This window comes from Pseudohaliea sp. (genome assembly GCF_054552115.1).
The window spans coordinates 24,860-49,591 of record NZ_JBTOLW010000018.1 but is presented as its reverse complement, the minus strand read 5'-3'; the positions used below and the strand labels follow the sequence as shown (position 1 = coordinate 49,591).

The following is a 24,732-nucleotide window of genomic DNA, read 5'->3' as shown; positions in this document are numbered from 1 at the left end:
GATCACGGATTCCCCGGCCAGCGCTCCCAGGGGATCAGCGGGTGCAGGGCGAGGCGTATGCCCTCCTCGAGGTTGGCCTCGTTCTCGAGGATGTTGCGCCGCCGGGTATAGCCGCCGCTGGACGAGCGCGTGTCAATGGCATCGGTGGCGTCGAGGCCGCCGCGGCTGACGAACAGGCGCTTGAGCTCCATGTCGAAGACCGTGACCTGGAGCGAGGCCACCGCTGCGGGCTGGCCCCAGTCGAAATCCGAGGTCACGCCGCTGCCGGGACCGTCCAGGGTCGGCCGGCGGGAGACGCCGTCCCAGCGCGCCACGTGCTTGAGACCGCCGCTGAAGGGCACTTCCAGCTCGACGATATCGGTGAACAGGAACGCGTCGAGGTCTGTCTCCTCGGCGAGGCGGTCGCGGACGCTCTGCATGAGCCGGGTGAAGGTCTTCATGTTGACGCGGCCGGTGGTCGGGTCCACCGGGTCGCCGAAGGCGCGCACGGCCGTGTTCCAGTGCTGGCGGAACAGCCGCTGCGGCAGTACCTCGTAGCCGTTGTCCTTCAGGTACCGGGTCAGCAGGCCGTCGAGCCGCGGCTCCACGGGCTCGAGATAGTTGCGCGAGGGTGAACCGAGATTGACGTGCGGGATGATGACCGTTTTCACCGGGTCCGCGGCGAGCCGTTCCTCCTCGATCTCGTAGGGGAACACCGTCGGGTTGTAGGTCGGCCCGCCGGCACAGGCGGCGAGCGCGGCGGCGAGCGCCACGCCTGCGACCCGGGTGGCGGTTTTCATCAGTCCGAGCATGCGCGCTGTCACCCCTCTCCGGTATAGTGGCGCGATGGTAGCAGAAACTCCCCGACGCCACAGGCCATGACCCCCACTCCGCTGCACGCAACCCGCGTCGGTGACGCGGGGCCCCACGTCGTGCTGCTGCACGGGCTTTTCGGCATGGGCAGCAACCTGGGTGCCCTCGCGCGGGCGCTGGAAAGCGGCTACCGCGTTCACAGCCTCGACCTGCCCGATCACGGGCGCTCCGGCTGGACCGACGGCACGGATCTGCCGCGCATGGCCGAGGCCGTGGGCGCGTGGTTGCGCGAAGCCGGCATAGAGCAAGCCCACGTCGTCGGCCATTCCCTCGGCGGCAAGGTGGCGATGCAGCTGGCGCTCGCCGATGCTGCCGCCGTCGCCTCGCTGGTGGTGGCGGATATCGCCCCGGTGCGCTATGACGGGTCCCACGACGCGGTCTTCGCCGCCCTGGCGGCGGTCGAGGCCGCCGGCGTGGACGGCCGCCGGGAGGCGGGTGAGATCCTCCGCCGCTACCTGGAAGAGGAGGGCGTGGTGCAGTTCCTGCTGCTGAGCCTTGCCCGCCGGGATGACGGTGCCTGGGGCTGGCGCTTCAACCGGGCGGGCCTGGAGGCGAACTACCCGGCCTATCTCGAGGCGCCGGCGGCGCCGGGGCCCTACCGCGGGCCGGTGCTTTTCCTGCGTGGCGGCCGTTCCTCCTACGTCGGCGACGCGCACGGCGACACTATCCGCCGCCTGTTCCCCGCCGCGCGCATCGAGACCCTCGCGGACTGCGGGCACTGGCTGCACGCCGAGGATCCGGCGCGCTTCAACGCGCTGGTGCGCGCCTTCCTGGATGACAGCATGGAGGCGGCCGCCTGATGGTCATCGAGCTCGTCGACCTGGTCGTGATCGCCTTCTTCGGGAGCGTGGGCTATTACCTGTTCACTGCCACTCGGGTTCGCGAGCTCGCCATCCAGGCGGTGCGCCGGGCGTCCAGGGACGGCGACTTCCAGTTCCTGGACGACAGTGTGGCACTGCAGCGCGTGTCCCTGAGCCGCGACAGCGGCGGGCGCTGGCGCGTGTGGCGCCAGTACCGCTTCGAGTACAGCTACGACGGCGTGCAGCGGGAGACGGGGGCGGTGATCATGCTCGGCAAACGCCTGCAGGCCCTGGTCGTGACGGAGCCTGGCCAGGTCGTGCACTGACCGAACAGGACGGCACCGCAGCGGCAGGGTTTCCGGCGGCCCTCGCTGTCGGCCGCCGGAACGCCTGAACCTAGAAAGTCCGCAGCGCTTCCAGCGCCATCCACACCGCGAGCGCCAGCAGCAGCACTCCGAAGCCACGGCCGAGCCAGCCACCGCCCCGTTCCAGCCGCGTGCGCACGGCCGGTGCGCCGATCAGCAGCACGACCAGGCTGTACCAGAGTGCATCGATGCCCGCCGCAGTGCCGGCCATTACCAGCTTCTGGCCCCATCCCGCCCCCGGCGCGAGGAACTGGCTGAACAGGGCGAGCATGAACAGCGCGAGCTTCGGGTTGAGGAAGGCGATGAGAAAGCCGTCCCGCCCCGGGTGGCCGGAGGCGCCGCCGCCGAGGGCTACGGTGAGTGGGGCACGGAGTGCGCGTTGGCCGAGGAAGGCGAGGTAGGCTGCGCCGAGAAGCTGGAGGGCGAGCAGCAGTCCCGGGGCGCCGGCCAGGAGCAGTGCCAGGCCCGTCACCGTCGCCAGTGCATACAGGCCGACGCCCGCACCGTGGGCGAGGGCGGCGGCAAGTCCGGCCCGCCGGTTGCCGCCCAGGGCGGCTCCGGCGACCACTGCGAGGCTCGGACCCGGGGAAGCGGCCCCGAGCCAGCACACGGTACAGAGAGCGAGCCAGTGATCCAGCGTCATGGCCGGTCAGCGCGCCGCGTGCTTGTCCACAGTATCTGTGGATAAAGCAGTGGGTAATTTGTTTAACTCGACGCGAAGGCCCGATAAGTCTTGCATTGTGACGAATTGGTTAAAAAACAGACAATAACAAAAAATGCAATAAAAACAATAAATTAAGAGTCCTACCTAAGGCCGCTTGTTTGAAAATGAATGTAAGGCCTCATCCGAACCGGCAGGGCTTGCACCAGCCTGCTTTGTGTGTATAACCGGTCTGGACTGTCACCTTTCGTAATGCAGGTCGTGTTACCGAAAGATGGCAGGTAATGAAGCCCACGGTTCGCCTCAGTCGCCGCGGTAGATACAGCCTGAGGTGCAGGTCTCCCGGATTTCCACGGCGCAAAGGGCGGGCAGGGCGGGGGCGAGCTGTGCCCAGATCCACCGGCACAGGTTCTCGCTGGTGGGGTTTTCCAGCCCCTCGATCTCGTTGAGGTAGTAGTGGTCCAGGCGGTCGATGACCGGCTTGACGGCGGCCTTCAGGTCCGCGAAGTCCATGACCCAGCCGCTCGGCTCGGGAGCCTCGCCCCGGACCGTCACCCGCAGGTGAAAGGAATGGCCGTGCAGCCGGGCGCATTTGTGTCCCTCGGGCACGTTGGGCAGCCGGTGTGCCGCCTCGAAGTGGAAGTCCTTGTAGATGTCCATGCTGCACCATCGCCGCGGGCCCCGTCGCCCGGCGCGCATTGTAGCGCGCCGTCCCGGTGCCGGCGATGGCGAGCTCGCCGGCACCAGCCTCCGGTGCCTCGCCAGGGCCTTTGAAAACCGGCCCGCGCGGTGTGCCGGTTGTGACAAGCGATAAATTCCGCCGCAGCGATTGACAGGGTCAGTGCGATCCCTATAATGCGCGTTCTCGGCCACGGGTGGTTAGCTCAGCTGGGAGAGCATCTGCCTTACAAGCAGAGGGTCGGCGGTTCGATCCCGTCACCACCCACCACGTTTTCGCCGGCCAGCGAAAGCTGGTCGATCCTACCGGGGAGCGGTAGTTCAGTTGGTTAGAATACCGGCCTGTCACGCCGGGGGTCGCGGGTTCGAGTCCCGTCCGCTCCGCCATCTCTTCGTCATTCATCCCGGCCACAGCGGTGCACGGCCGCGTGCCCTGCGCACAACGCGCCTGTGAGCAGGGCCACCCCAGCAGGAACAGCACGTGCGCACCGTTATCTGCCACTATCATATCTTCAAGAACAGCGGCACGTCCTTCGACCAGCTGCTTGAGGAAAATTTCCCGGGCGAGCCCATCGCCTTCGACGGCCCCTACCCGTTCTCGGTCATCTCCCAGGACGAGCTTCTCAAGGTCATTCGCAACCACCCGAAGGCCACGGCTTTCAGCTCGCACCAGGTGCGCCTGCCGGTGCCCGCGGCCCTTGATGTCGAGGTGCTGCCGGTGGTCTTCCTGCGCCATCCGCTGCTGCGGGTACGCTCGGTGTACGAGTATCTCCACCGGCGGGAGCGCGGCACCGGCCTTCGACGCCTGTTCCGCTTTGCGGCGCGGGCCGGCTTCACCTCCCGCGACGAGGAGCGGGCCGGCCGCCTGTCCTTTGCCGAGTGGGTCCGCGAGGCCCTCGATGGCGAGCGTCCCCTCGGCAACCTGTCCAACGCCCAGGCCCAGCTCCTCGGCGGCGTCTACGGGCGCCGCTCCCTGAGTCGTACGCGGGGCGCTGCGGCCGGTGGCGTCGAGGTGGATCTCGCGCAGGCGCTGCGCAACCTGGCCGCGGTGGAGCTGCTCGCCCGCACCGAGTTCTACGGACCTGACGTCGCGCGTTTCGCAGACACGCTGTCGGCCCGGGGTGTCGACTTCTTCTACATCGACCGGCGGCCGGCGAACCGGACGGCGGGCGATATCGACCGGCCGCTCGAGGAGCGGCTCGGCAGGGTCCGTGAAGCGCTGGGAGAGGCGCTCTGCGACCGCCTGCTGGCCGTCAACGAGGCAGACCTCGAGCTGTACCGCCGGGCCTGTGAGCGGCTGGATGGCGAGGTGCCGTCCGCCTGTCGCTAGCCGTCGTCTTCCGGCAGCGTCGCGTCCCCGCGCTTCTAGCGGGTCGGTCTCGAACACCAGGCTGGGCTCCCTGCCCGGGAGCAGGCGCCCGGAGGTGTTTTACAGCGCGCTGCCTTCCCGGTTCTGCTCCGGCAGACGAGCAGTCCGTGGCCGCCCTGGTGCCGGGTAGAGGAAGAAGAACGCCATGATGGCGTTCAGGTCGCGGGACAGTGCCGGGTAAACCGCTAGGGTCACGGTCGATGCGCTATCTGCCGGGCGGCCGGTCTTCGCAGCACACGGGACCTGTCCTGCGTTGCCCATTGTCCTGTCTCGGTCCTGTCTCGGTGTTCCGGGCGACCCTGCTGCTATTTCCCGAACCGGTTGATCAGTTGCTGCAGCTTGTCCGCCGTTTGCGGCCGTGCCAGGCGCGCGGGCAGGTCCGTGAGGTCCGCCGCGATGAGATAGGCGGGGAGGAAGTGGTACTCGAGGGCATCCGGCCGGACGATGGTGAAGTCGCCCAGCTCCCGGCTCGCGCCGAAGGTGACCGCATCGCCGACGCGGTTGGCGAAGTAGACGAGGGTATGCTCCACGATGTCCAGGTCCGTTTCGCCGTGCCGTTCCGGCGGCCAGGCCATGGGCACATGGCAGAAGCGCAGGTGGGCCTCGATGGGCGCCGGCAGGTTCCAGGCGCGGGCCAGCGTCGCGCCGATGATGGCGCTGTTGCCGATGATGGCCTCCTGCTGACCGGCGACGCGGTCGAACAGGGTGGCGTGGGCGCCGTAGAGGCTCGCCAGCTCCGGGCGGGCCAGCACCAGGGCGAGGTCCCCGATGTTGACCAGCAGCGCCTTGGTGGCGAGCTCGGTCGGATCCGGCAGACCGATATCCCGGGCCAGTGCCTGGGCCACCGCGCTGGCCACGAAGCTGGCGCGCCACAGCCGCATGTAGGCCGTATGTTGCGCGGGGCTCTCCGTCGGCAGCATCTGGTCGACGGCGGCCTGCAGCACCAGCCCCTTGACCAGGTTGGTGCCGAGGTAGTTGACGGCGTGGTGCACGCTCGAGATCGGGCTGTTCAGCTGGAAGGCCGCGGAATTCACGATGCGCAGGACATCGGCGGAGAGGGCGGGGTTGGTCAGCACCGTCTCGGCCAGTTCCTGCGGGTCGTCGAGGCCCCGGCTGACGCGGTCGAGTACCGTCGGTGGCTTGCGCAGCCGCTCCACGATGCCGGCCATGTCCTCGCGCTCGATGTCCGTGAGGTGTTCTTCGAGCACGAGGAAGAAATCGGCGAGCTGCTCGGGCACGGTCCCGTTTTCCGGCAGGAGGGGCGCGCTGCCCGTCTCCGCCGGCAGCCCCCCGGCATCCGCCGCCGGATCCCGCGCCGTTTCCGAGGCCTTGTCCCCGGTTCGTCGGAACCACTTCATCCTGCGTCATCCCCCCTGCCCGGCCCCCGCCGGGCTGTTCCGGGCGGCTGGCTTGTGCAGAGCCTATGGTTATCTTTTCCGCGGCGGGTGTCCATAGGAGCGGGCAGCGGCGCGGGCCGCGTTGCGTTAGAATACGGTCTTTTCAAGCGATGCCCGGGAGGCCTCATGCAGGAGCCCGCCCTGATACCCGTCGTCGACGTGGCGAGCGGCGAAAAGTTCACCAACGAGCGCGGCATGCGCGTCATCAAGGATGGTGTGAAGGCGAGTGCGGGCGGCGGCGAGCGCCTGCCCAAGCCACCGTGGTTGCGCATGCGCATCCAGCAGGGGGCGACCTTCGAGAAAGTCCGCGATATCGTCCACGAGCACCGGCTGGCCACGGTCTGCGAGGAAGCCAAGTGCCCGAACATGGGCGAGTGCTGGAGCGCCGGCACCGCGACGATCATGCTCATGGGCGATGTGTGCACCCGGGCCTGCCGCTTCTGTGCCGTGAATACCGGCAACCCGCGCGGCTGGCTCGACCCGGAGGAACCGGACAATACCGCGCGCTCCGTGGAACTCATGGGCCTGAAGTACGTGGTGCTGACGTCTGTGAACCGGGACGACCTCCCCGACGGCGGTGCCGGCCACTACGCGGCCTGTGTGCGGCGGGTGAAAGCTGTGAACCCGGAGACCGCCGTGGAGGCGCTCACGCCGGATTTCCTGGGCGCGCTCGCTGACGTCGAGACCGTGGTGGATTCGGGCATCGAGGTCTTCGCCCAGAATGTCGAGACCGTGCGCCGGCTGACCCACCCGGTGCGGGACAGCCGCGCCGGCTACGACCAGACCCTGGCCGTGCTCGCCCACGCCAAGGCCCACCGGCCCGACGTGCTCACCAAGACCAGCCTCATGCTCGGCCTCGGTGAGACGGAAGCGGAGATCATCGAGGCGCTGGACGATCTGCGCGCGGCGAAGGTCGATATCGTCACCTTCGGCCAGTACCTGCAGCCGACGGCTCACCACTATCCCATCGACCGCTGGGTGACCCCGGACGAGTTCGCCCGCTACCGGGAGTGGGGCCTGGAGCGCGGTTTCCTGGAAGTGGTCTCCGGGGTCTTCGTGCGCTCCAGCTACCGCGCCGAGCAGGTGCTTGCGAAGAACAACGTCGGGCTCTGACGTCTGCATTTCACTTCGCTGTCCGGGCCCGCCCGGGGGGGGGGCGGCCGGGCCGGGGCGCAGGGCACCCGGCACTGCAGGACAGCATCGCGGGCCGCCCCGGCGCAGGGGGCGGGTTGCCATCCCCCGAGGCCATGGGCGCGCCCTGCCCGCGGGGTTATACTGCCGGGCCACCCTGCGCAGGAAAGCGTTCATGGCAGCCCAGTTCCACCGCGTCGGCCTCGTCGGGCGCAGCCGCCAGGAAGGCCTGCAGGAACTCCTCGACGAACTCCTCGGCCTGCTCGGGGACCTCGTCAGCGAGGTCATGCTGGAGGACCGGCTCGGCGCCGTTGCGACCCGCGACTGCCCGCTGCTGACCCGCGAGGAGATCGGCGAGCGGGCGGATCTCGTCATTGTGCTCGGCGGCGACGGCAGCCTGCTGTCCGCCGCGCGCACCATGGCCCGCTTCGAGACCCCGGTGCTCGGCATCAACCGCGGCCGCCTCGGCTTCCTCACGGACATCAGCCCCGATGAGGTCAGCGAGCTGGTGCCGGCGGTGCTGGAGGGGCGTTACGAGCGGGAGGAGCGTTTCCTCCTCGACGTGAACGTCGAGCGCGAGGGCGGGGTCGTCGCCCGGGCGGATGCGCTGAATGATGTGGTGCTGAACTCCGGCACGTCGGCGCAGATGATCGAGTTCGAGCTTTCCATCGACGGCGAGTTCGTCTACCGGCAGCGGGCGGACGGGCTGATCATCTCCACGCCTACCGGCTCGACTGCCTATTCGCTGTCCGGGGGCGGGCCGATCATGCACCCGTCCCTGGACGCCATCGTGCTGGTGCCCATGTTTCCGCACACGCTGAGCAGCCGGCCCATCGTGGTCAAGGGCGACAGCGTGATCCGCCTCGATGTGCTCGAGCGCAACCGCATCCACCCGCCGGTGACCTGCGACGGCCAGGTAAACATGACTGCCCGTCCCGGGGACGCGGTGGTGCTGCGCAAGAAACCGCACCGGCTGACGCTCCTGCACCCGCTGGGGCACAGCTTCTATGCCAGCTGCCGGGACAAGCTCCGCTGGAGCAACGCGCTGGTCAACTGACGTGCAGGATCTCATCAACGCACTGCGCCCGTTCCCGGTGACGGCCGCGCTTCTCGCCGGTTCCCTGCTCGGTTTCTCGTTGATCTATTTCAATGCTCCGGTGAGCTGGGTCGCGGCGCTGACCTTTACGCCCTTCGAGCTCACGGCGGCGGGGCCGGTCTTCGGCGAGCCGGGAGCCCAGCTCTGGCGCCTCGTGACGCCCGCGTTCCTGCATTTCGGCTGGCTGCATATCGCCTTCAACGCGCTCTGGACCTGGGAGTTCGGCCGTCGCATCGAGGCGCGGGTGGGCAGCCTGTCCACCCTGGGCCTGTTCCTCGCCGTGGCCCTGGTGTCCAACGTGGCCCAGTATCTCTTCGGCGGGCCGGGCCTTTTCGGCGGCATGTCCGGCGTGGTCTACGGGTTCCTCGGCTTTGCGGTCGTCGCTGAGCGCATCAACCCGCGCTGGGCCCTCGGACTGCCGCCCGGGGTGGTGGTGTTCATGCTCGGCTGGCTGGTGGCCTGCGTGCTGGGGGTGGTCGAGGTACTCGGCTTCGGAGCCATTGCCAACGCCGCGCACATCGGCGGCCTGGCCGCCGGCGCGCTGCTCGCGGTGCCGCTGGCCTTTCTTGCGCGCTACCGCCGGCGGTTATAATGGCCGTTTTGCCGGGCGGTAAGTCCATGGACTATGAGCAACTCCTCGACAGCCTCACGCCGGAGCTGTACCAGCGCCTCAAGCAGGCGGTGGAAACGGGGCGCTGGCCCGATGGCCGCGCCGTCACCCCACAGCAGCGGGAGCACTGCCTGCAGGCGGTGATCACCTGGGGCGAGCGCCACCTGCCGCCGGAGGAACGGGTGGGTTATATCGACCGCGGCCGCAAGAGCGCGCCCGGAGAGAGCGGCCCGCGCCCGCTGCGCTGGGCCGACGGCGAGGGTCAGCCGTGAGCGTCCTCGGCCATGGCGGCGTGCGCAAGATGCGCGCGGCGCTCGATGAACCGGTCAGCTACCGGCTCCCCCTGGGCGACGGCGAAGTGCCCATGAACCCGCTGCTCGGCCAGGTGGTGCACCTGCAGTTCAATGGCGAGATCCGCTGCATCTACTGCGACCGCAAGACCAGCAAGAGCTTCAACCAGGGCTACTGCTACCCCTGTTTCAAGCGCCTCGCGCGCTGTGACAGCTGCATCGTCAGCCCCGAGAAGTGCCACTTCCACGAGGGCACCTGCCGCGAGCCGGAGTGGGGCCTGGCCAACTGCATGATCGATCATATCGTCTATCTCTCGCACACCTCCGGGCTCAAGGTCGGCATCACCCGCGGCAGCCAGGTGCCGACGCGATGGATCGACCAGGGCGCCACGCAGGCGCTGCCGCTGTTCCGGGTCGATTCCAGGCTGCACTCCGGTCTCCTCGAGGTCGCGCTCGCGCGGGAGATCGGGGACCGCACGCAATGGCAGGCCATGCTCAAGGGGGACGGTGAGCCGCGGGATCTGCACGGCGCGGCGGCCGCCCTGCTGGAGCGCTGTGCCGACGATGTGGCCGGGCTGCAGCAGGAGCATGGCCTGCAGGCGCTGTCACGCCTCGAGGATGCCGAGGAGACGACGATCCGCTACCCGGTGCTCGAGTACCCGGTGAAGGTGAAGTCCTTCAACCTCGACAAGACGCCCCGCGTGGGCGGGACGCTCCTCGGCATCAAGGGGCAGTACCTGGTCTTCGACGGCGGTGTCATCAACATGCGCAAGTACGGGGGCTACCAGCTTACCCTCGAAACAGCCACGGAGGTCTGACCATGCGCGACGCGCAGCCCCGCTCGATCCGGCTCGCCGACTACCGGCCGCCCGGGTACCTCGTGCCGCGCACGGCGCTGCACTTCGAGCTCTACGAGGAGTTCACGCTGGTGCACGCGACGCTCCAGCTCATGCGCAATCCGGGCAGCGAGCAGCGCGGGCCGCTGCGTCTCGACGGCGAGGGCCTGGAGCTGCGCGAGCTGCTCATCGACGGCGTGGCGCCGGCCGAGAGCAGCTGGCGCCGCGACGAGCAGGGCCTTGAGATCGACGATCCCCCGGAGGCCTTCGAGCTGCGCACGACGGTGCGCATCGATCCCCGGGCGAATACCGCGCTCGAGGGCCTGTACCTGTCCCGCGGCATGTTCTGCACGCAGTGCGAGGCCGAAGGCTTTCGCCGCATCAGCTATTTCCCGGACCGGCCGGATGTCATGTCTGTCTTCACAGTGACCATCGACGCCGAGCTCGCCCGCTATCCCGTGCTGCTGTCGAACGGCAACCGCACGGCCCATGCGGAACTCGTCGATGGCCGCCACCGCGTGGTCTGGGAGGACCCCTTCCCGAAACCCAGCTACCTGTTCGCCCTGGTGGCCGGCGATCTCGCCTGCGTGGAGGATCGCTTTCGCACGGCTGGCGGCCGGGACGTCACCCTGCGGATCTTCGTGGAGGAGAAGGACGTCGCCAAGTGCGATCACGCCATGCAGTCCCTGAAGCGCTCCATGCGCTGGGACGAGGAGCGCTACGGCCGGGAATACGACCTCGACGTGTTCAACATCGTCGCCGTGGACGACTTCAACATGGGCGCGATGGAGAACAAGAGCCTCAACATCTTCAACACCAGCTGCGTGCTCGCCTGCCCGGCCACCACGACGGACGCCGGTTTCCAGCGCGTGGAAGCCATCGTCGCCCACGAGTACTTCCACAACTGGTCCGGCAACCGGGTGACCTGCCGGGACTGGTTCCAGCTCAGCCTGAAAGAGGGCTTTACGGTCTTTCGCGATGCGGAATTCTCCGCCGACATGGGGTCGCGCGACCTGAAGCGCATCGAGGATGCCGCGCTGCTGCGCACCGCGCAGTTTGCCGAGGACGCGGGGCCGCTGGCGCACCCGGTGCGCCCGGACAGCTATATCGAGATCAACAACTTCTACACGCTGACCGTGTACGAGAAGGGCGCGGAAGTGGTGCGCATGCTGCACACGCTCCTCGGTGAGGAGGGCTTCCGCGCCGGCAGCGATCTCTACTTCGAGCGCCACGACGGCGAGGCCGTGACCTGCGACGATTTCATCGCCGCCATGGCCGACGCGACCGGCACCGATCTCACCGCCTTCAAGCGCTGGTATGCCCAGGCCGGCACACCGGAACTTACCGTCACGGACCACTGGGACGAGGCAGCCGGCGCGTATACGCTCACCGTCCGCCAGCAGACACCGCCGACCCCGGGACAGCCCGAGAAGGCGCCGCTGGTGATTCCGCTGGCCCTGGGGCTCCTGGGCGATGCGGGCAACCTGCGCCTCTCCCTCGCCGGCGAGGCGGCCGACGCCGAGCAGGCAGACAACACCCACCGGGTGCTGGTTCTCGAGGAGGGCGAGCAGTCCTTCACCTTCACGGGCCTCCCGGAGCGTCCCGTGCCGGCGCTCCTGCGCGGCTTCTCTGCGCCGGTCCGCCTCGACTACCCGTACACCCGCGAGCAGCTGCGCGCGCTCATGACGCGGGACGGCGACGGCTTCGTGCGCTGGGACGCGGGACAGCAGCTCATGGTCGCTGCCCTGGATGACGTACAGGCGGCCCTGGCCGCCGGCGGGGCGCCGACGCTCGACCCGCTGCTGGCGGAGGCCTGTGCCGCACTGCTGGACCCGGCGGCGCCGGACCCGGCCGTGGCCGCCGCGATGCTGGCGCTGCCCACCGAAAGCACCCTGGTGGAGCTGGCCGCGCACGCGGGCGGCGCCGACATCGACGCCATTCACGCCGCCCGGGAATGGCTGCGGGCCGCGCTCGCGGAGGCCCTCGAGGACGCGCTGGTCACCTGCGTGGAGCGGCACCGGCCGGCGGCGGCCTATGCCCCGGCCGGGGAGCAGATCGGCCCCCGCAGCCTGCGCAACACCGCCCTGGCCTACCTTGCCACCCGCGGCGAGAACGGCCTCGCCCTGGCCCGCGCGCAGCTCGCCGAGGCCGACAACCTCACGGACCGCCTCGCCGCGCTGCGGGTCATTGCCCAGGCCGGCGACGAAACGGCCCGGGAAGAGGCCCTCGAGGCCTTTCTCGCCGACTGGCGGCACGAGACGCTGGTGGTGAACCACTGGCTGCAGCTGCAGGCCACCCTGGACCTGCCCGGTGCCGTAGAGCGTGTGAGCGCCCTCATGGCGCACCCGGCCTTCGACATGGGCAACCCGAACAAGGTGCGCGCCCTCATCGGCGCGTTCGCGGGGGGCAACCTGGTCCACTTCCACCGCGCCGACGGTGCCGGGTACCGGCTTCTCGGCGGCATGGTGGAGACCCTCAACGAGCGCAACCCGCAGCTGGCGGCACGGCTCCTCGCGCCCCTGACCAAGTGGCGTGCGCTGCCCGCCCGGGCCGATGCCATGCGCGCCGAGTTGTCCCGCCTGGCGGCATTGCCGGCGCTGTCTCGCGACGTGTACGAGGTCGTGAGCAAGAGCCTGGAGGCGCCGGCCGACTAGGGCTGTGCGTCAGGTGTTCCCGGGGTAGAGGGGCGGCAGCGCGCTGTCCCCGTCGACCCGCGTGTTCTCGCCCGCGTGGCGCCGCCGCGCGGCACGTGCGGCCGCATCGAGAGCGGCCGGATCCCAGCTGCCGCCCGTGGGCCCGTAGAGCGCCGCGTCGAGGGCGGCGACGGCCGCGGCGAGCTGCTCGCCACCGACTGCGCGGGCCTGCGCGGCCAGGGTAGCCTGCGGTCTCGCCCCCGGCAGCGTGCGCAGCCAGTCCGCGAGCTGGCGCCGGCTCGCCGCCGGCTCGCCACTGGCGAGGGCGGCACGCAGCTGCTTCCAGGCCCGGGGCTCACCCGCCCTGGGGCCGGCCCGGGTGGCCTGGCCTGCGGGCCTGCGGCGGCTTCGCCACCAGAGGAGGCCGGTCAGCAGCCATCCTGCTGCACAGGCCGAGGCGATCCACGGCCAGGGGCCGGCGGGCGCCAGCGCCGTGGTTCCCGGCGTCACCGCGGCCGGGGTGGAACCCGCCGCCTCGGCGGCACCCGCGGCCGGCGTCACGCGGATCGTTCGCGCGGGCAGCACCGCCCAGCGCAGCCGGTCCGCCTCCGTGTCCCACCAGGGGATGCGCAGTTCCGGCACCTCGTAGCTGCCGGGCGCGACCGGTACCAGGGCGGCGCTGTCCGTGCGCACACCGATCACGCCCCCGGCGCCTTCCGCGTCCTCGATCTGCGGCTGGTCCGGGTAGTACTTGAGGCCCGCGGTGGCGGGGAAGCGCACGGGCGGCAACTGGGCGCCCTGGAGCCCCTTGCCGGTCAGGGTCACGGTGCGGGTGACCGACTCGCCGGTGGCCAGCTGCTCCGGCGGCCGCGACCAGCTCTCCTCGATGGTGAGTTCCGCGGCGGGGAGCCAGGTCTGCCCCGGGAAAGCGTCGGGCCGCGCACGCACGGTCACCGTAAGTGGTTCCGACTGCCGGGACAGGCGCGGCCCGCTGCGCAGGTCGAAGAGGCTGCGCGAGCCCTGGCGGACCGTCGCGCTGAAGGTCTGCACCGGTATCTCCAGCGTGCCGCTCTGCTCCGGGAAGATCGCGTAGCGAATCTCGTGTACCAGCCAGCGCCGGCTGCCGTCGTCGCGCTGGAAGGAGTTCTGGCCGAGCGGCTTGACGAAAGCGCCGTCGAGTTTCAGCTCGGTCACGCTGCGGTCGTCGAGGGCGATGGCCTGCTGGATGCGCAGCGTGAGCAGGACCTGCTGCTGCACGTAGACGCTGTCGCGGTCGAGCTCGGCGGAGAAGAGCACGGTCGCGTCCGGGTTGCCGGCGGCGGGGGGCGGTTCGACCTCGATGACCAGCGGAGCCGTCTGTTCGCCCCCCGCTGAGAGCGGTGGGATCGACAGGGTGCCCTCGCGCCGGGGCGTGATCTCCAGCTCCAGCGCCACTTCGCGGCTGGCGCGCCCGTTGATGATGCGCGTGCTGGAGCTGCTCGAGCGCTGCAGGATCTCGAAGTCGCGGGTGAGCGGTGCCAGGTCCGCCTCGGCCGGGTCGACGCCGCCATCGGAGCGCAGCGTCAGACGCAGGCTGTCGCCGAGGCTCACCCGGTAGCGGTCGACGCTCGCTTCGAGCGCGAAAGCGGTGCAGGGAACGAGGAGCGCGAGGAAGGCCGCGCACCGCAATACCCGGCGTAGCCACGCCTCACCAGATCTTGCCATTGTCTCTCTCCTCCCCCCGTCGCTGGCGCTGGCGGCTCTCGTAGCGGAACTTTTCCCGGAGCAGGCCCGAGGGGTCGTCCGGTACCCGGCGCAGCCACTGCTGCATGGCCTGCCGGGCTTCGAGGTCGTCGGCCATGTCCTGCGCGAGCGCCTCGCCGGCCTCCCGCCCCGGGGCGGGTTGCTCGAGGGATTGCGCGGCGTTGCCCGGGTCTCCCTCTTCGGCGTCGGCAGCTCCCTGCGGGTCTCTCCCCTCGCCGGGCTGCCCCGGCGAGGGGGGGGTGCCGGGCTGCTCAGTGTCCTCGCCGCGCTGGTTCCCGCCGGGGTCGCTGCCCGGCGGTTCACCGGGGTCTCGCTGCCCCGGTTGCTCCCCCTGCTGACCGGGGTCGCTGCCCGGCTGCGGCTGCCCCTGCCCGTCTTTTCCGCCGCTCTGCTGCCGCTCCTGTTCCTGCCGGTCAAGGAGAGTCTTTACCAGTTCGAGATTGTCCCGGGCGTCCTGCCGGTCCGGCGCGAGTGCCAGCGAGCGTTCGTAGGCGTCGATGGACTCTTCGAGGCGGCCGGCCCGGGCGAGGGCGTTGGCCCGGTTATACCAGGCATCGGCATCGTTGCCATCGCTGAAGCGGTCGATGGCCGTCGCGTAGTCGCCGGCCCGGTAGGCGGCCGTGCCCTGCCAGGCCGGGGCTTCGAAGGTTCTCGCGGCCCGCTCCGCGTCACCCTCTGCCAGGGCCCGGGCGCCCTGCTGGTCCGCTGTGAGCCAGAGGTCGCTCCAGAGATCGGCGCGGGCGGCGGGCGCCGGCAGCAGTAGCGCGAGGGCGAGGGGCGTGAGGGCGAGGGGCGTGAGGGCGGCGACCAGGCCGCGGCGGAAGGCGAAAGCCGCCAGGGGCACCAGGGGCAGCAGGAACCAGTGCGCCATGTCGACCCAGGCCTCGGCGCGGCGCTCCGTCTCCGTGTTTTCGCCGGGCCCCGGGCCCTCGGCAGTGAGGGCGGCGAGGTCGCTGTCGTCGATGGCAATCCGCCGGTAGCGGCCCCCGCCGCGCCGCGCGAGGTCTTCGAGCGCTGCCTCCGGGAGACCGGGAATCACGATGCTGCCGTCGTCGCGCTTGAGAAAGCCGCCCTCCGGCAGCGGGATGGGCGCGCCCTCGGGGGTACCGATGCCGAGGACCGACAGGGTGACGTCGCGACCCTCGAGGAGACCGGCGATCGCGGTCAGCTCACCGGGCTCTATGGCATCGGTGGCCAGCAGCAGGCGTCCACTGCCCACCGCGGCCGCATCGAGCAGGGCGAGGGCCGCTTCCACGGCTTCGGGCGCGTCCGCCCCGGGGACCGGCATCATGGCCGGGTCCAGGGCGGGCAGCAGATTGGCAATGGTAGGCGCATCGTCGGTCAGCGGCGTGACCACGTGCGCATCGCCGGCATAGGCGACGAGCGCGGTCTGGCCCTCCTCCCGGCGCTCGAGCAGGTCGAGCAGCTTGCGCCGGGCGCGGTCGATGCGCGAGGGCGCCAGGTCCTCGGCCCAGAGCGAGTAGCTGAGGTCGAGGATGACCACCAGGGCGTCCTGCTTTTGCAGCACCGGTAGCGGTTGGCGCACCCAGCTCGGTCCGGCGGCTGCGACAGCCGCCAGGCCCCAAGCGGTGAGCAGCAGCGGTAGCAGCGGCCCCTTCCCGGCTGACCGGGGCCGCCGCGGGCCGGCCCCGTCCTCCAGCAGGTAGGGCAGGAGCGCCGGCGAGATCACCGTCTGCCAGCTGCCGCTGCGACGCCGGGCGCGGGCGACGAGCACGGCCAGGGCGAGGGCCGGTACCAGGAGCAGCAGCCAGGCCTGGCGCAGGAAGTGGAAGTCCGCGAGCAGGCTCATGCGCGGGCCTCCCGCGGCCACAGCGTGCCGCCGCGGGCCTCGCGCAGTGCGAGCAGGAAGCTCGCCAGGACCGCGAGCGCCAGCGGCCAGTGCAGCAGCGAGCGCCGGGGGCGGAAGGTCGCCGTGTCGGTCTCGACCGGTTCCAGGCGGTCGATCTCGCGGTAGATCGCCTCGAGTTCCCGCGGGTCCCGGGCGCGGAAGTAGCGGCCGCCGGTACGGGTGGCGATGGCCTCGAGGGTCGCCTCGTCGAGGTCTGCCGAGGGGTTCACCCGTCGGCTCCCGAAGCGCGAGCCGAGGATCCCGGGCACGGTGAGGCTGTCAGCGCCGATGCCGATGGTATGCACCCGGATGTCCAGGGAGGCGGCGAGCGCCGCCGCCTCCAGCGGGTCGACGCTGCTCGCCGTATCCTGTCCGTCCGTGAGCAGCACCAGCACCCGGCTCTGGGCGGGGCGTCCCCGCAGCCGTTTTACGGCCAGTCCCAGCGCATCCCCGATCGCTGTTTCCTGGCCGGCGAAGCCGATCTGCGCCTCCTGCAGAAAGCGGTCCACGGTGCGCGTGTCGTAGGACAGGGGTGACTGCACGTAGGCCCGGCTGCCAAAAAGAATAAGGCCCACGCGGTCGCCGCGGCGGCGCTCGATGAACTGGCCGCCGACGACCTTGACCGCGTCAATGCGCCGGGCGAGCTCGTTACCCACGCGCATGTCCTCGACCCGCATGCTCCCGGAGATGTCCACGGCGAGCATGAGATCCCGGCCTTCGTTCGGCAGGGCCACCGGTTCGCCGACCCAGGTCGGCCGGGCGAGGGCACCGACGAGGCCGAGCCAGGCGAGTGCCATGAGGAGCAGGGCGCCGCGCGGACCTGTGCCGCGGGCAGCGGTGTCTTCGATACTGCGCCAGGGCAGGCTGAAAGGTACGCGCAGGGCCGCGTCACGGTGGGCGCGGGGCGGCAGCGCCGCGCGAAGCACCAGGGGCAGCGGCGCGAGGGCGAAGGCCCAGGGCCAGAGCAGTTCGATCATCGCGTCCGGCTCCCGGCACGCTGCGCGCGCAGCCACGCATCGGCGGCCTCGCAGAAGGCCGCGGCGTCGCCCGCCGCGGGAGCGGGCTCGTAGGGAAGTGTCGCGGGTACGTTGGCGAAAGGTTTCGCCGGCGCGGTCTGATCCAGGAACGCGAACCACTGGCTGCCGGCCAGGGCCGCGGTCCCGCGGCGCGGGTAGCGGACGAGGGCTGCGCGCTTGAGGAGCGCGTTCGTCGCCGCGGTCAGCGCCGCCGGGTCGCTCTCGAGACGCGCACGCAGCGCTGCCAGTTCCCGGCGGGCCTCGCGCAGCCAGGCGCGGCGGCGCCAGGCGCGCAGGGCCAGGACGGCAAGGGCGACGAGCGCCCCGAGCAGGACCGCGGCGAGCAACCACCAGCCCGGGGCCGGCGGCCACGCGTCCACCGGCGGCGGTGTGCGCAGCGGGTGCAGGGCGTCGAGCGGGTCCGGGGGGGTCACGCGCGGGCTCCCCCGTAGATGTCGCGGAGAAGCGCCAGCGGCGACCGGGTGGTACTCGCCTCGACACAGGGAATGCCGAGCTGCCTGAGCAGCGCCTCGCGTTGCGCGCGGGCCTCGGCGAGCACCGCGCCGAGGCGCCGGCGCAGGGCGCTGTCCGCGAGGGCCAGGGTGTGCCGGTGCTCGCCGTCGCTGATCGTGTAACGCCCCGGCGGCGGCAGCGACTCCTCCAGCGGGTCCGTGCAGTGGAGGAGAGTCAGCTCCGTATGCCGGCTGAGCTGGAAGAGGTGTTCCCGGCCGCCCTCGTCGAGCAGCCCGGTGAGGTCGCTGACCAGGAACACGCTGCTGCCCGGGCGGGCGATGCGCCGCAGCTTCGCCAGCAGGTCGGCGGCGCCGGGTGCCGGGATGGCCGGGTCGCGCAGCGCCGCGTTGTACTCGCAGACCGTGGACAGCAGCCCGAGCACGGAGCGGCGGCTGCGCCGCGGCCGGAGGTCGCGGTGCCCTGCGGCGCCGAAGACCAGGCCGCCGACGCGCTCGCCGGCGTCGAGGGCGCTCCAGGCCACGAGCGCGGCGAGGTGGGCGGCGAGTACGGACTTGAAGCAATCGCGGGAGCCGAAGAACATGCCGGGGCGCTGATCCACGGCCACCAGTACTGGCCGCTCGCGCTCTTCATGAAAGAGCTTGGTGTGGGCGCTCCCGGTGCGGGCGGTGACCCGCCAGTCGATGGCGCGTATATCGTCGCCCGGTTGGTAGCTGCGCACCTCGTCGAAGTCGATGCCGCGGCCGCGGAAGTTCGCGCGGTTGCTGCCGGCGAGGTGGGAAAGAGCGCGTCGCCGGCTGGTGACGTTGAACTGCCGGGCGGCGAAACGCAGCGCGAGCAGGTCGGAAAGCTCGCTGTAGGCGCCTCGCGGTGCGCGCTCGAAGTCCACGGACCTCAGGCCGCGGGCACCAGGGCCAGCAGTTCGTCGGTGACCCGATCCGGCGTGACGCCGTTCGCCTCCGCCTCGAAGGTGAGCAGCAGCCGGTGCCGGAGCACATCAGCCAGTACCGCCTGCACGTCGTCGGGGCCGACGAAAGCGGCGCCGCGGAGCCAGGCGTGGGCCCGGGCGCAGCGGTCGAGGGCGATGGTGGCGCGGGGGCTGGCACCGTAGGCGATCCAGCCCGCGAGCTCCTGGCTGTAGCTGTCGGGCTGCCGCGTGGCGATCACCAGTTGCACGATGTATTGCTCCACGGCTTCGGCCATGTGCAGATCGAGAAGCGCATGGCGCGCCTCGAAGACCTGTTCCTGGCTGACCACCGGCGGCGCTACCGTGCCACCCTGGCCGGCCTCGGCGCGGGTCAGGCGCAGGATGGCCGTTTCCGCCGCGGCGTCCGGGTAATCGACGCGGACGTGAAGCAGGAAGCGGTCCAGCTGCGCTTCCGGCAGCGGGTAGGTACCTTCCTGCTCGATCGGGTTCTGCGTCGCCATCACGAGGAACAGCCGGGGCAGCGGCCAGGATTCGGCGCCGACGCTGACCTGGCGCTCGGCCATGGCCTCGAGCAGTGCGGACTGGACCTTCGCCGGCGCCCGGTTGATCTCGTCGGCGAGGACCAGGTTGTTAAAAACCGGTCCCTGCTGGAAGTGAAAACCGCCCTCCTGGGGCCGGAAGATCTCCGTGCCCGTGACGTCGCCGGGGAGCAGGTCCGGCGTGAACTGGATACGGTGGAAGGACCCCTCGAGGCCGTCGCCGAGGCTCTTGATGGCACGGGTCTTGGCGAGGCCCGGAGCGCCCTCGACGAGGAGGTGCCCGTCGGCGAGGAGGGCGATGAGCAGCCGCTCCACGAGGTGTTCCTGGCCGATGACCTGGGTCGCGAGCCACTCCCTGAGGGCCTGGATTTCCGCCTTCGCCACGGTCACTCCTTTTCATTGGGGGTCGGGTAATGGAGGCGCGCAGTCTAGCGCAGCGTGCGATGCGCTCAAAACGCCGCGGCCGGCGATGGGACTGGCGCCGAAGACAAAAGTTCCACAACGTTCAGGCGGCAAGCCCCCGGTGAATTCGGTAGACTGGGCCCCTCTAGCGGTGCGCGGCGGTTCCGGTCGCCGCAGCCCTGGCACGGCGGTCTCTTGATGGACGGACTTATGAACTGGGAGAACCTGAAGGCGACGCTGCTCTCGGAGCTCGCCGACCGCATCGACCGCCGGGCCGAGGCGGACAAGCGCGACTCCCTGCACAATCTTGCATCCGCCTTCTACCGGCGCTTCCCGGCCGAGGACCTGCGCGGGCGCTCGCCCGAGAATCTTTACGGCTGCCTCTACGGCCTCCTGCGCTTCATGCGCCGCTTCGCGGCGGGGGAGGGGCCGCGGGTGCGCATCTTCAATCCGCAGCTGGACCGGCACGGCTGGGAGAGCAGCGCCACGGTGGTGGCGATCCTCTGCCGCGACATGCCCTTTTGCACGGCTTCCGTGCGCGGCGAAATCAACCAGCGGCAGCTGCCGATCCACACCCTGGCCAGCTGCAACCTGGTCACCCGCCGCGACAGCGACGGCGGCCTCGAGGCCGTGCTGCCGGCGGGCGCGGAGGCACCAGGCGGGTCCTCAGCCGAGAGCCTTCTCTATTTCGAGATCGGCCGCCACTCGGACGTGGCCGAACTGGAGCCGTTGCGCCGGGCCCTCGAGGACATCCTCGGCGAGGTGGCCCGGGTGGTCGACGACTTCACGCCCATGCGGGAGCGCCTGGACGCGGCCGCCGCCGACCTCGCCGCGGCCGCCTGCGTCGACCGGGAGGGGCGCGAGGAAGCGCGGGCCTTCCTCGACTGGCTCAAGCGCGACCACGTAACCTTCCTCGGCTACGAGTACCTGGCGGTCTCCCGCGCCGGGGCCGGCTACGAGGTGGAGAGCGCCGCCGACACCCACCTCGGCATTCTTCGCGAGCGGGAGACGCGGGGCCCCCGCGATCTCGCCGAGGACCTTGCCACCACCGCGCCGGCGGTGCTGCACGACAGTGTGCTCACCTTCGGCAAGTCGCGGCGGCGCTCGCGCGTGCATCGGCAGGCCTACCCCGATTACATCGAGGTCAAGGTGTTCGACGAGGGCGGCGAGGTCATCGGCCAGCATCGCTTCCTAGGCCTCTATACGGCGGCCGTCTACACGATGAATCCGTCGCTGATTCCTGTGCTGCGGCGCAAGGTCGATGCGGTCCTTGCGCTGTCGGGCCTCGACACCAGCGAACACGACGGCCGCGAACTGATCCGCGTGCTCGAACTCTTCCCCCGCGACGAGCTCTTTCAGTCCAGCGTGCAGGAGCTCTACGAGACTGCCAGTGCGGTCAACCGTATCCAGGAACGGCGCCAGACCCGCCTGTTCGTTCGCCGGGATACGCACGACAAGTTTGTCAGCTGCATGGTCTACATGCCCCGGGACCGCTACACCACTGAGCGGCGCCAGCGGGTACAGCGCATCCTCAGCAGTGCTTTCGCGGCGGAGGAATCCGAGTTCACAACATTGTTCACGGAGTCGATTCTTGTCCGGGTGCACTTCGTGCTGCGGGTGGACCCGCAACGGCTGGGCACCTACGACGTCAACGAGATCGAGGAACAGATCGTGCAGGCCACACTGGCATGGGAAGACCGCTTGCGGCACCGGCTCATCGAGGAGTTCGGCGAGGAACAGGGCGAGCGGCACTTCCGCGATATCGGCGCGGGTTTTCCGCCCGGGTACCAGGACGACTTCGATCCGCGGGTCGCCGTGGTCGACATGCACAAGATGCTGGCGCTGGATGCCGGCGAACGCCTGGGCATGAGCCTCTACCGGATGCTGGAGGAGGGCGACGACCACCTTCGCCTGCGCCTCTACAATCGCGGCGCCCCGCTGCCGCTGTCCGACGTGCTGCCGATCCTCGAGAACCTGGGCCTGCGCGTGGTCACCGAGCGCGCCTACCCGGTACGCGCGCGGGAGGGCGAGCGCTACTGGATCCAGGAGTTCTCGCTGATCTATACCCTGGCGCAGAACATCGACCTGGACGAAGTGAAGGGCGAGTTCGAGGATGCCTTCCGCCGCATCTGGTTCGGCGAGGCGGAGAGTGACTCCTTCAACCGCCTGCTCCTCGGCACCCGGCTGTCCTGGCGGGAGATCGCCCTGCTGCGTGCCTACGCCTGCTACCTGCGGCAGATCAACTTCCCCTACAGCCTCGCCTATATCGCCGAGACCATGGCGGATCACCTGCACCTGTCCGCCGGCATCGTCGAGCTTTTCCTGACCCGCTTCTCGCCGGTCTTCGACGGTGACGAGGACTGGCGCGCGCAACGCGAGGCGGCCGTCGAGGAGCGCGTGCTCACCGGCCTCGACGCCGTGCAGAACCTCGGCCAGGACCGGATCATCCGCCAGTACGTGGCCGTCATCCGCGCGACGCTGCGCACCAACTTTTTCCAGCCCGACGACCGCGGAGAGTTGAAGCCCTACTTTTCCTTCAAGCTTTCGCCGGGCGAGATCCCGGATGTACCGCGGCCGGTGCCGCTGTACGAGGTTTTCGTCTATTCGCCGCGGCTCGAGGGCGTGCACCTGCGTGGCGGCAAGGTGGCCCGCGGCGGTCTGCGCTGGTCGGACCGCCTCGAGGATTTCCGCACGGAGGTCCTGGGCCTCGTCAAGGCGCAGCAGGTGAAGAACGCGGTGATCGTTCCGGTGGGGGCGAAGGGCGGCTTCGTCTGCAAGCGCCTCGGCGCCGACTGGGAACGCGACGCGGTGCAGGCCGAGGGCGTCGCCTGTTACCAGACTTTCATCCGCGGGCTGCTGGATATCACCGACAACCGCACCGAGCGCGGCGTGGTGCGCCCACCACACGTCGTCGCCAAGGACGACGAGGACCCCTACCTCGTCGTCGCGGCCGACAAGGGCACTGCGACCTTCTCCGACATCGCCAATGCGCTGTCAAGGGAATACGGCTTCTGGCTCGGTGATGCCTTTGCCTCCGGTGGCAGTGTCGGCTATGACCACAAGAAAATGGGCATCACGGCCCGCGGGGCCTGGGTGTCCGTGGAGCGTCATTTCCGCGAGCTCGGCATCAACGTGGCGACCACGGCGTTCTCCGTCGTCGGCATCGGCGACATGAGCGGCGATGTCTTCGGCAACGGCATGCTGCTGTCGCCGCACATCCGCCTGGTCGCGGCCTTCAACCACCAGCACATTTTCATCGACCCGGAACCGGACAGCGCGGCCGGCTATGCCGAACGGCAGCGGCTCTTCGCCCTGCCGCGCTCGAGCTGGGAAGACTACGACGCGTCGCTCATCTCGGCCGGCGGCGGCGTCTTCAGCCGCGCCGCCAAGTCGGTAACGATTTCCCGGGAGATGAAGGCGCGCTTCGCCATCAGCGCGGACCACCTGACACCGGCGGAGCTGATCAGCCACCTGTTGTGCGCCGAGGTCGATCTCCTCTGGAACGGCGGTATCGGTACCTGGGTGAAGTCCAGCCTCGAGGCACATACGGACGTTGGCGACAAGACCAACGACAGCCTGCGGGTCGATGCCAACGAACTGCGTTGCCGGGTCATCGGCGAGGGCGGCAACCTCGGCATGACGCAGCTCGCGCGGGTGGAGTACGCGCTGCACGGCGGGCGTGTGAACACGGACTTCATCGACAATGCTGGCGGCGTCGACTGCTCCGACCACGAGGTGAACATCAAGATCCTGCTCGACGCCATCGTCGCCCGCGGGGACCTCACCGAGAAGCACCGCAACGCGCTGCTGGAGGAAATGACCGACAGCGTCGCCGCGCTGGTGCTGGCGAACAACTACCGGCAGGTGCAGGCGATCAGCCTGGCCGAGTTCGAGGCCCGGGAGCGGGCCGGCGAATACCGTCGTCTCATCGGCAACCTGGAGGCCACCGGCCGCCTGGACCGGGAGCTCGAGTTTCTGCCCAGCGACGAGGACCTCGCCGAGCGCGCCCTGCTCAACCGGGGGCTGACCCGGCCGGAACTCGCCGTGCTCGTCTCCTACAGCAAGGCGGCCCTCAAGGAGGCGCTCAGCGAATCCGCGCTGGAGCAGGACCCGAGCCTGGCGGAAGCCGTGGCCACGGCGTTTCCCTCTCGCCTCGTCGAGCGCTTCCCGGAGGAGGTCGCGGCGCACCGCCTGCGCCGGGAGATCACCTGCACGCAGGTGGCCAATGACATGGTCAATCGCATGGGCCCCAACTTCGTGGCGCGCCAGCAGCGGGCCACGGGCGCGCCGGTGGCCGATGTGGCGCGGGCCTGGACGGCGGCGATGGCGGTCTACGGCGTCGGCGAGCGCTGGGATGCCATCGAGGCCCTCGATTACCGGGTCGAGGCCGCGCTCCAGCACGAGATGATGCTCGACGTGGTGCGGCTGGTAAAGCGTGCCACCCGCTGGTTGCTGCGCAACCGGCGCCACCAGCTGGCGCCGTCGCTGCTGATCGAGGAGTTCGCCGGTGGCATCGACGGCTTCCTCGGTCAGTTGCCCTCGCTGCTGCGCGGCAATGCGCAGGCGTTCTATGAGGAGCGCCGGGACCGCTACCTCGCCGGCGGTGTCGACGAGCCGCTGGCGGCGACGGTGGCGGCGGGGCTCTACGCGGCCACGGGCCTGGCGATCATCGATGTAGCCAGCCGGGCGGAAGCGCCCCTCGGGGAAGTGGCCGAGCTCTACTTCCACCTCGGGGAGCGCCTCGAGCTGGACTGGTTCGGCGGGCAGATCCTGCGCAGCGCCGTGGACAACGAGTGGCAGGCGCTGGCGCGCGAGTCCTACCTGGAAGATCTGCAGGCGCAGCAGTGCACGCTCGCCATGGGCATCCTTCGCCTGCGCTGCGAGGGCCTGGACAGCGCGGCCTGCATCGAGCGCTGGGAAATGAAGGAGGCGCCCCTGATCGCCCGCTGGCGCGAAATGCTGGCCGAACTGCATGCGACGACCGCGCCGGACTTCGCGATGTTCGCGGTGGCCAACCGGGAACTCCTGGACCTCGCGCAGAGCAGCCGCCGCTCCTGAGCCCGGAG

The 24,732-nt window shown here is 70.1% G+C and carries 21 protein-coding genes and 2 tRNA genes; 12 read left to right on the top strand and 11 right to left on the bottom strand.

The features are described 5' to 3' along the window. Positions 1-2: 2 nt before the first annotated feature. Complete coding sequence (locus ACX93N_RS10205; protein ID WP_459428312.1) at positions 3-791, bottom strand: hypothetical protein; 789 nt, start codon at positions 789-791, stop codon at positions 3-5. Positions 792-857: 66 nt separating this feature from the next. Here ACX93N_RS10205 and ACX93N_RS10200 point away from each other — a divergent pair, with 66 nt between their 5' ends. Continuing rightward, positions 858-1,652: an alpha/beta fold hydrolase gene (locus tag ACX93N_RS10200; RefSeq protein ID WP_459428311.1), complete on the top strand. Its 795-nt coding sequence runs from the start codon at positions 858-860 to the stop codon at positions 1,650-1,652. Next, on the top strand, positions 1,652-1,978 hold the full coding sequence (locus ACX93N_RS10195; RefSeq protein ID WP_459428310.1) for a DUF3301 domain-containing protein: 327 nt from the start codon (positions 1,652-1,654) through the stop codon (positions 1,976-1,978). Before ACX93N_RS10200 ends, ACX93N_RS10195 begins: the two co-directional genes overlap by 1 nt. Before the next feature lie 70 nt (positions 1,979-2,048). On the opposite strand, the gene ACX93N_RS10190 is transcribed toward ACX93N_RS10195, so the two are convergent. Both ACX93N_RS10190 and queD read right to left on the bottom strand, forming a co-directional pair. Further along, complete coding sequence (locus ACX93N_RS10190; RefSeq protein ID WP_459428309.1) at positions 2,049-2,660, bottom strand: LysE family translocator; 612 nt, start codon at positions 2,658-2,660, stop codon at positions 2,049-2,051. 321 nt (positions 2,661-2,981) lie between these two features. After that, positions 2,982-3,338 carry a 6-carboxytetrahydropterin synthase QueD gene (queD, locus tag ACX93N_RS10185; protein WP_459428308.1) on the bottom strand — a complete coding sequence of 119 codons (357 nt, stop codon included), beginning with the start codon at positions 3,336-3,338 and terminating at the stop codon, positions 2,982-2,984. A gap of 213 nt (positions 3,339-3,551) precedes the next feature. On the opposite strand from queD, the gene ACX93N_RS10180 reads away from it, so the two are divergent. From ACX93N_RS10180 to ACX93N_RS10170, 3 genes are all read left to right on the top strand, one after another. After that, positions 3,552-3,627, top strand: a tRNA-Val gene (locus ACX93N_RS10180). Positions 3,628-3,666: 39 nt separating this feature from the next. Further along, positions 3,667-3,743, top strand: a tRNA-Asp gene (locus tag ACX93N_RS10175). Positions 3,744-3,837: 94 nt separating this feature from the next. Next, positions 3,838-4,686 carry a hypothetical protein gene (locus ACX93N_RS10170; protein ID WP_459428307.1) on the top strand — a complete coding sequence of 283 codons (849 nt, stop codon included), beginning with the start codon at positions 3,838-3,840 and terminating at the stop codon, positions 4,684-4,686. A gap of 99 nt (positions 4,687-4,785) precedes the next feature. Here the strand turns inward: ACX93N_RS10170 and ACX93N_RS10165 are convergent, their stop codons facing one another. Then, positions 4,786-4,920 (bottom strand): hypothetical protein, encoded by a 135-nt coding sequence (locus ACX93N_RS10165; RefSeq protein WP_459428306.1) that lies wholly within the window; start codon positions 4,918-4,920, stop codon positions 4,786-4,788. A gap of 110 nt (positions 4,921-5,030) precedes the next feature. Beyond that, positions 5,031-6,083: an HDOD domain-containing protein gene (locus ACX93N_RS10160; protein WP_459428305.1), complete on the bottom strand. Its 1,053-nt coding sequence runs from the start codon at positions 6,081-6,083 to the stop codon at positions 5,031-5,033. Between the two features lie 165 nt (positions 6,084-6,248). Between ACX93N_RS10160 and lipA the strand changes: the two genes are divergently transcribed. The 6 genes from lipA (at position 6,249) to pepN (ending at position 12,739) form a co-directional block, all read left to right on the top strand. Next, positions 6,249-7,235: a lipoyl synthase gene (gene lipA / locus ACX93N_RS10155; protein WP_459428304.1), complete on the top strand. Its 987-nt coding sequence runs from the start codon at positions 6,249-6,251 to the stop codon at positions 7,233-7,235. Positions 7,236-7,428: 193 nt separating this feature from the next. Beyond that, on the top strand, positions 7,429-8,310 hold the full coding sequence (locus ACX93N_RS10150; RefSeq protein WP_459428303.1) for an NAD(+) kinase: 882 nt from the start codon (positions 7,429-7,431) through the stop codon (positions 8,308-8,310). 1 nt (position 8,311) lies between these two features. Continuing rightward, positions 8,312-8,941 (top strand): rhomboid family intramembrane serine protease, encoded by a 630-nt coding sequence (locus ACX93N_RS10145; RefSeq protein ID WP_459428302.1) that lies wholly within the window; start codon positions 8,312-8,314, stop codon positions 8,939-8,941. 26 nt (positions 8,942-8,967) lie between these two features. Beyond that, complete coding sequence (locus ACX93N_RS10140) at positions 8,968-9,231, top strand: YeaC family protein (protein ID WP_459428301.1); 264 nt, start codon at positions 8,968-8,970, stop codon at positions 9,229-9,231. Further along, a complete protein-coding gene (locus ACX93N_RS10135) occupies positions 9,228-10,067 on the top strand; it encodes a DUF2797 domain-containing protein (RefSeq protein WP_459428300.1) in 840 nt (279 codons plus the stop codon). The genes ACX93N_RS10140 and ACX93N_RS10135 overlap by 4 nt, the downstream gene beginning before the upstream one ends. Before the next feature lie 2 nt (positions 10,068-10,069). Then, positions 10,070-12,739 (top strand): aminopeptidase N, encoded by a 2,670-nt coding sequence (gene pepN / locus ACX93N_RS10130; RefSeq protein ID WP_459428299.1) that lies wholly within the window; start codon positions 10,070-10,072, stop codon positions 12,737-12,739. Between the two features lie 9 nt (positions 12,740-12,748). On the opposite strand, the gene ACX93N_RS10125 is transcribed toward pepN, so the two are convergent. Genes ACX93N_RS10125 through ACX93N_RS10100 form a run of 6 tightly spaced genes read right to left on the bottom strand, consistent with a single transcriptional unit; the run spans position 12,749 to position 19,648 of the window. Then, a complete protein-coding gene (locus tag ACX93N_RS10125; RefSeq protein ID WP_459428298.1) occupies positions 12,749-14,422 on the bottom strand; it encodes a BatD family protein in 1,674 nt (557 codons plus the stop codon). Beyond that, positions 14,406-16,271 (bottom strand): VWA domain-containing protein, encoded by a 1,866-nt coding sequence (locus tag ACX93N_RS10120; RefSeq protein ID WP_459428297.1) that lies wholly within the window; start codon positions 16,269-16,271, stop codon positions 14,406-14,408. The genes ACX93N_RS10125 and ACX93N_RS10120 overlap by 17 nt, the downstream gene beginning before the upstream one ends. Beyond that, positions 16,268-17,287, bottom strand: coding sequence for a VWA domain-containing protein (locus ACX93N_RS10115; RefSeq protein ID WP_459428296.1), 1,020 nt, complete (start codon positions 17,285-17,287; stop codon positions 16,268-16,270). The genes ACX93N_RS10120 and ACX93N_RS10115 overlap by 4 nt, the downstream gene beginning before the upstream one ends. Continuing rightward, entirely contained in the window at positions 17,284-17,760 is a 477-nt protein-coding gene (locus ACX93N_RS10110; RefSeq protein WP_459428295.1) for a DUF4381 domain-containing protein, read from the bottom strand. The genes ACX93N_RS10115 and ACX93N_RS10110 overlap by 4 nt, the downstream gene beginning before the upstream one ends. Next, positions 17,757-18,686, bottom strand: a complete 930-nt coding sequence (locus ACX93N_RS10105; protein ID WP_459428294.1) for a DUF58 domain-containing protein — start codon at positions 18,684-18,686, stop codon at positions 17,757-17,759. Before ACX93N_RS10105 ends, ACX93N_RS10110 begins: the two co-directional genes overlap by 4 nt. A 5-nt stretch (positions 18,687-18,691) precedes the next feature. Next, positions 18,692-19,648 carry an AAA family ATPase gene (locus ACX93N_RS10100; RefSeq protein WP_459428293.1) on the bottom strand — a complete coding sequence of 319 codons (957 nt, stop codon included), beginning with the start codon at positions 19,646-19,648 and terminating at the stop codon, positions 18,692-18,694. Between the two features lie 216 nt (positions 19,649-19,864). Here ACX93N_RS10100 and ACX93N_RS10095 point away from each other — a divergent pair, with 216 nt between their 5' ends. After that, positions 19,865-24,724: an NAD-glutamate dehydrogenase gene (locus ACX93N_RS10095; protein WP_459428292.1), complete on the top strand. Its 4,860-nt coding sequence runs from the start codon at positions 19,865-19,867 to the stop codon at positions 24,722-24,724. Positions 24,725-24,732 lie beyond the last annotated feature (8 nt).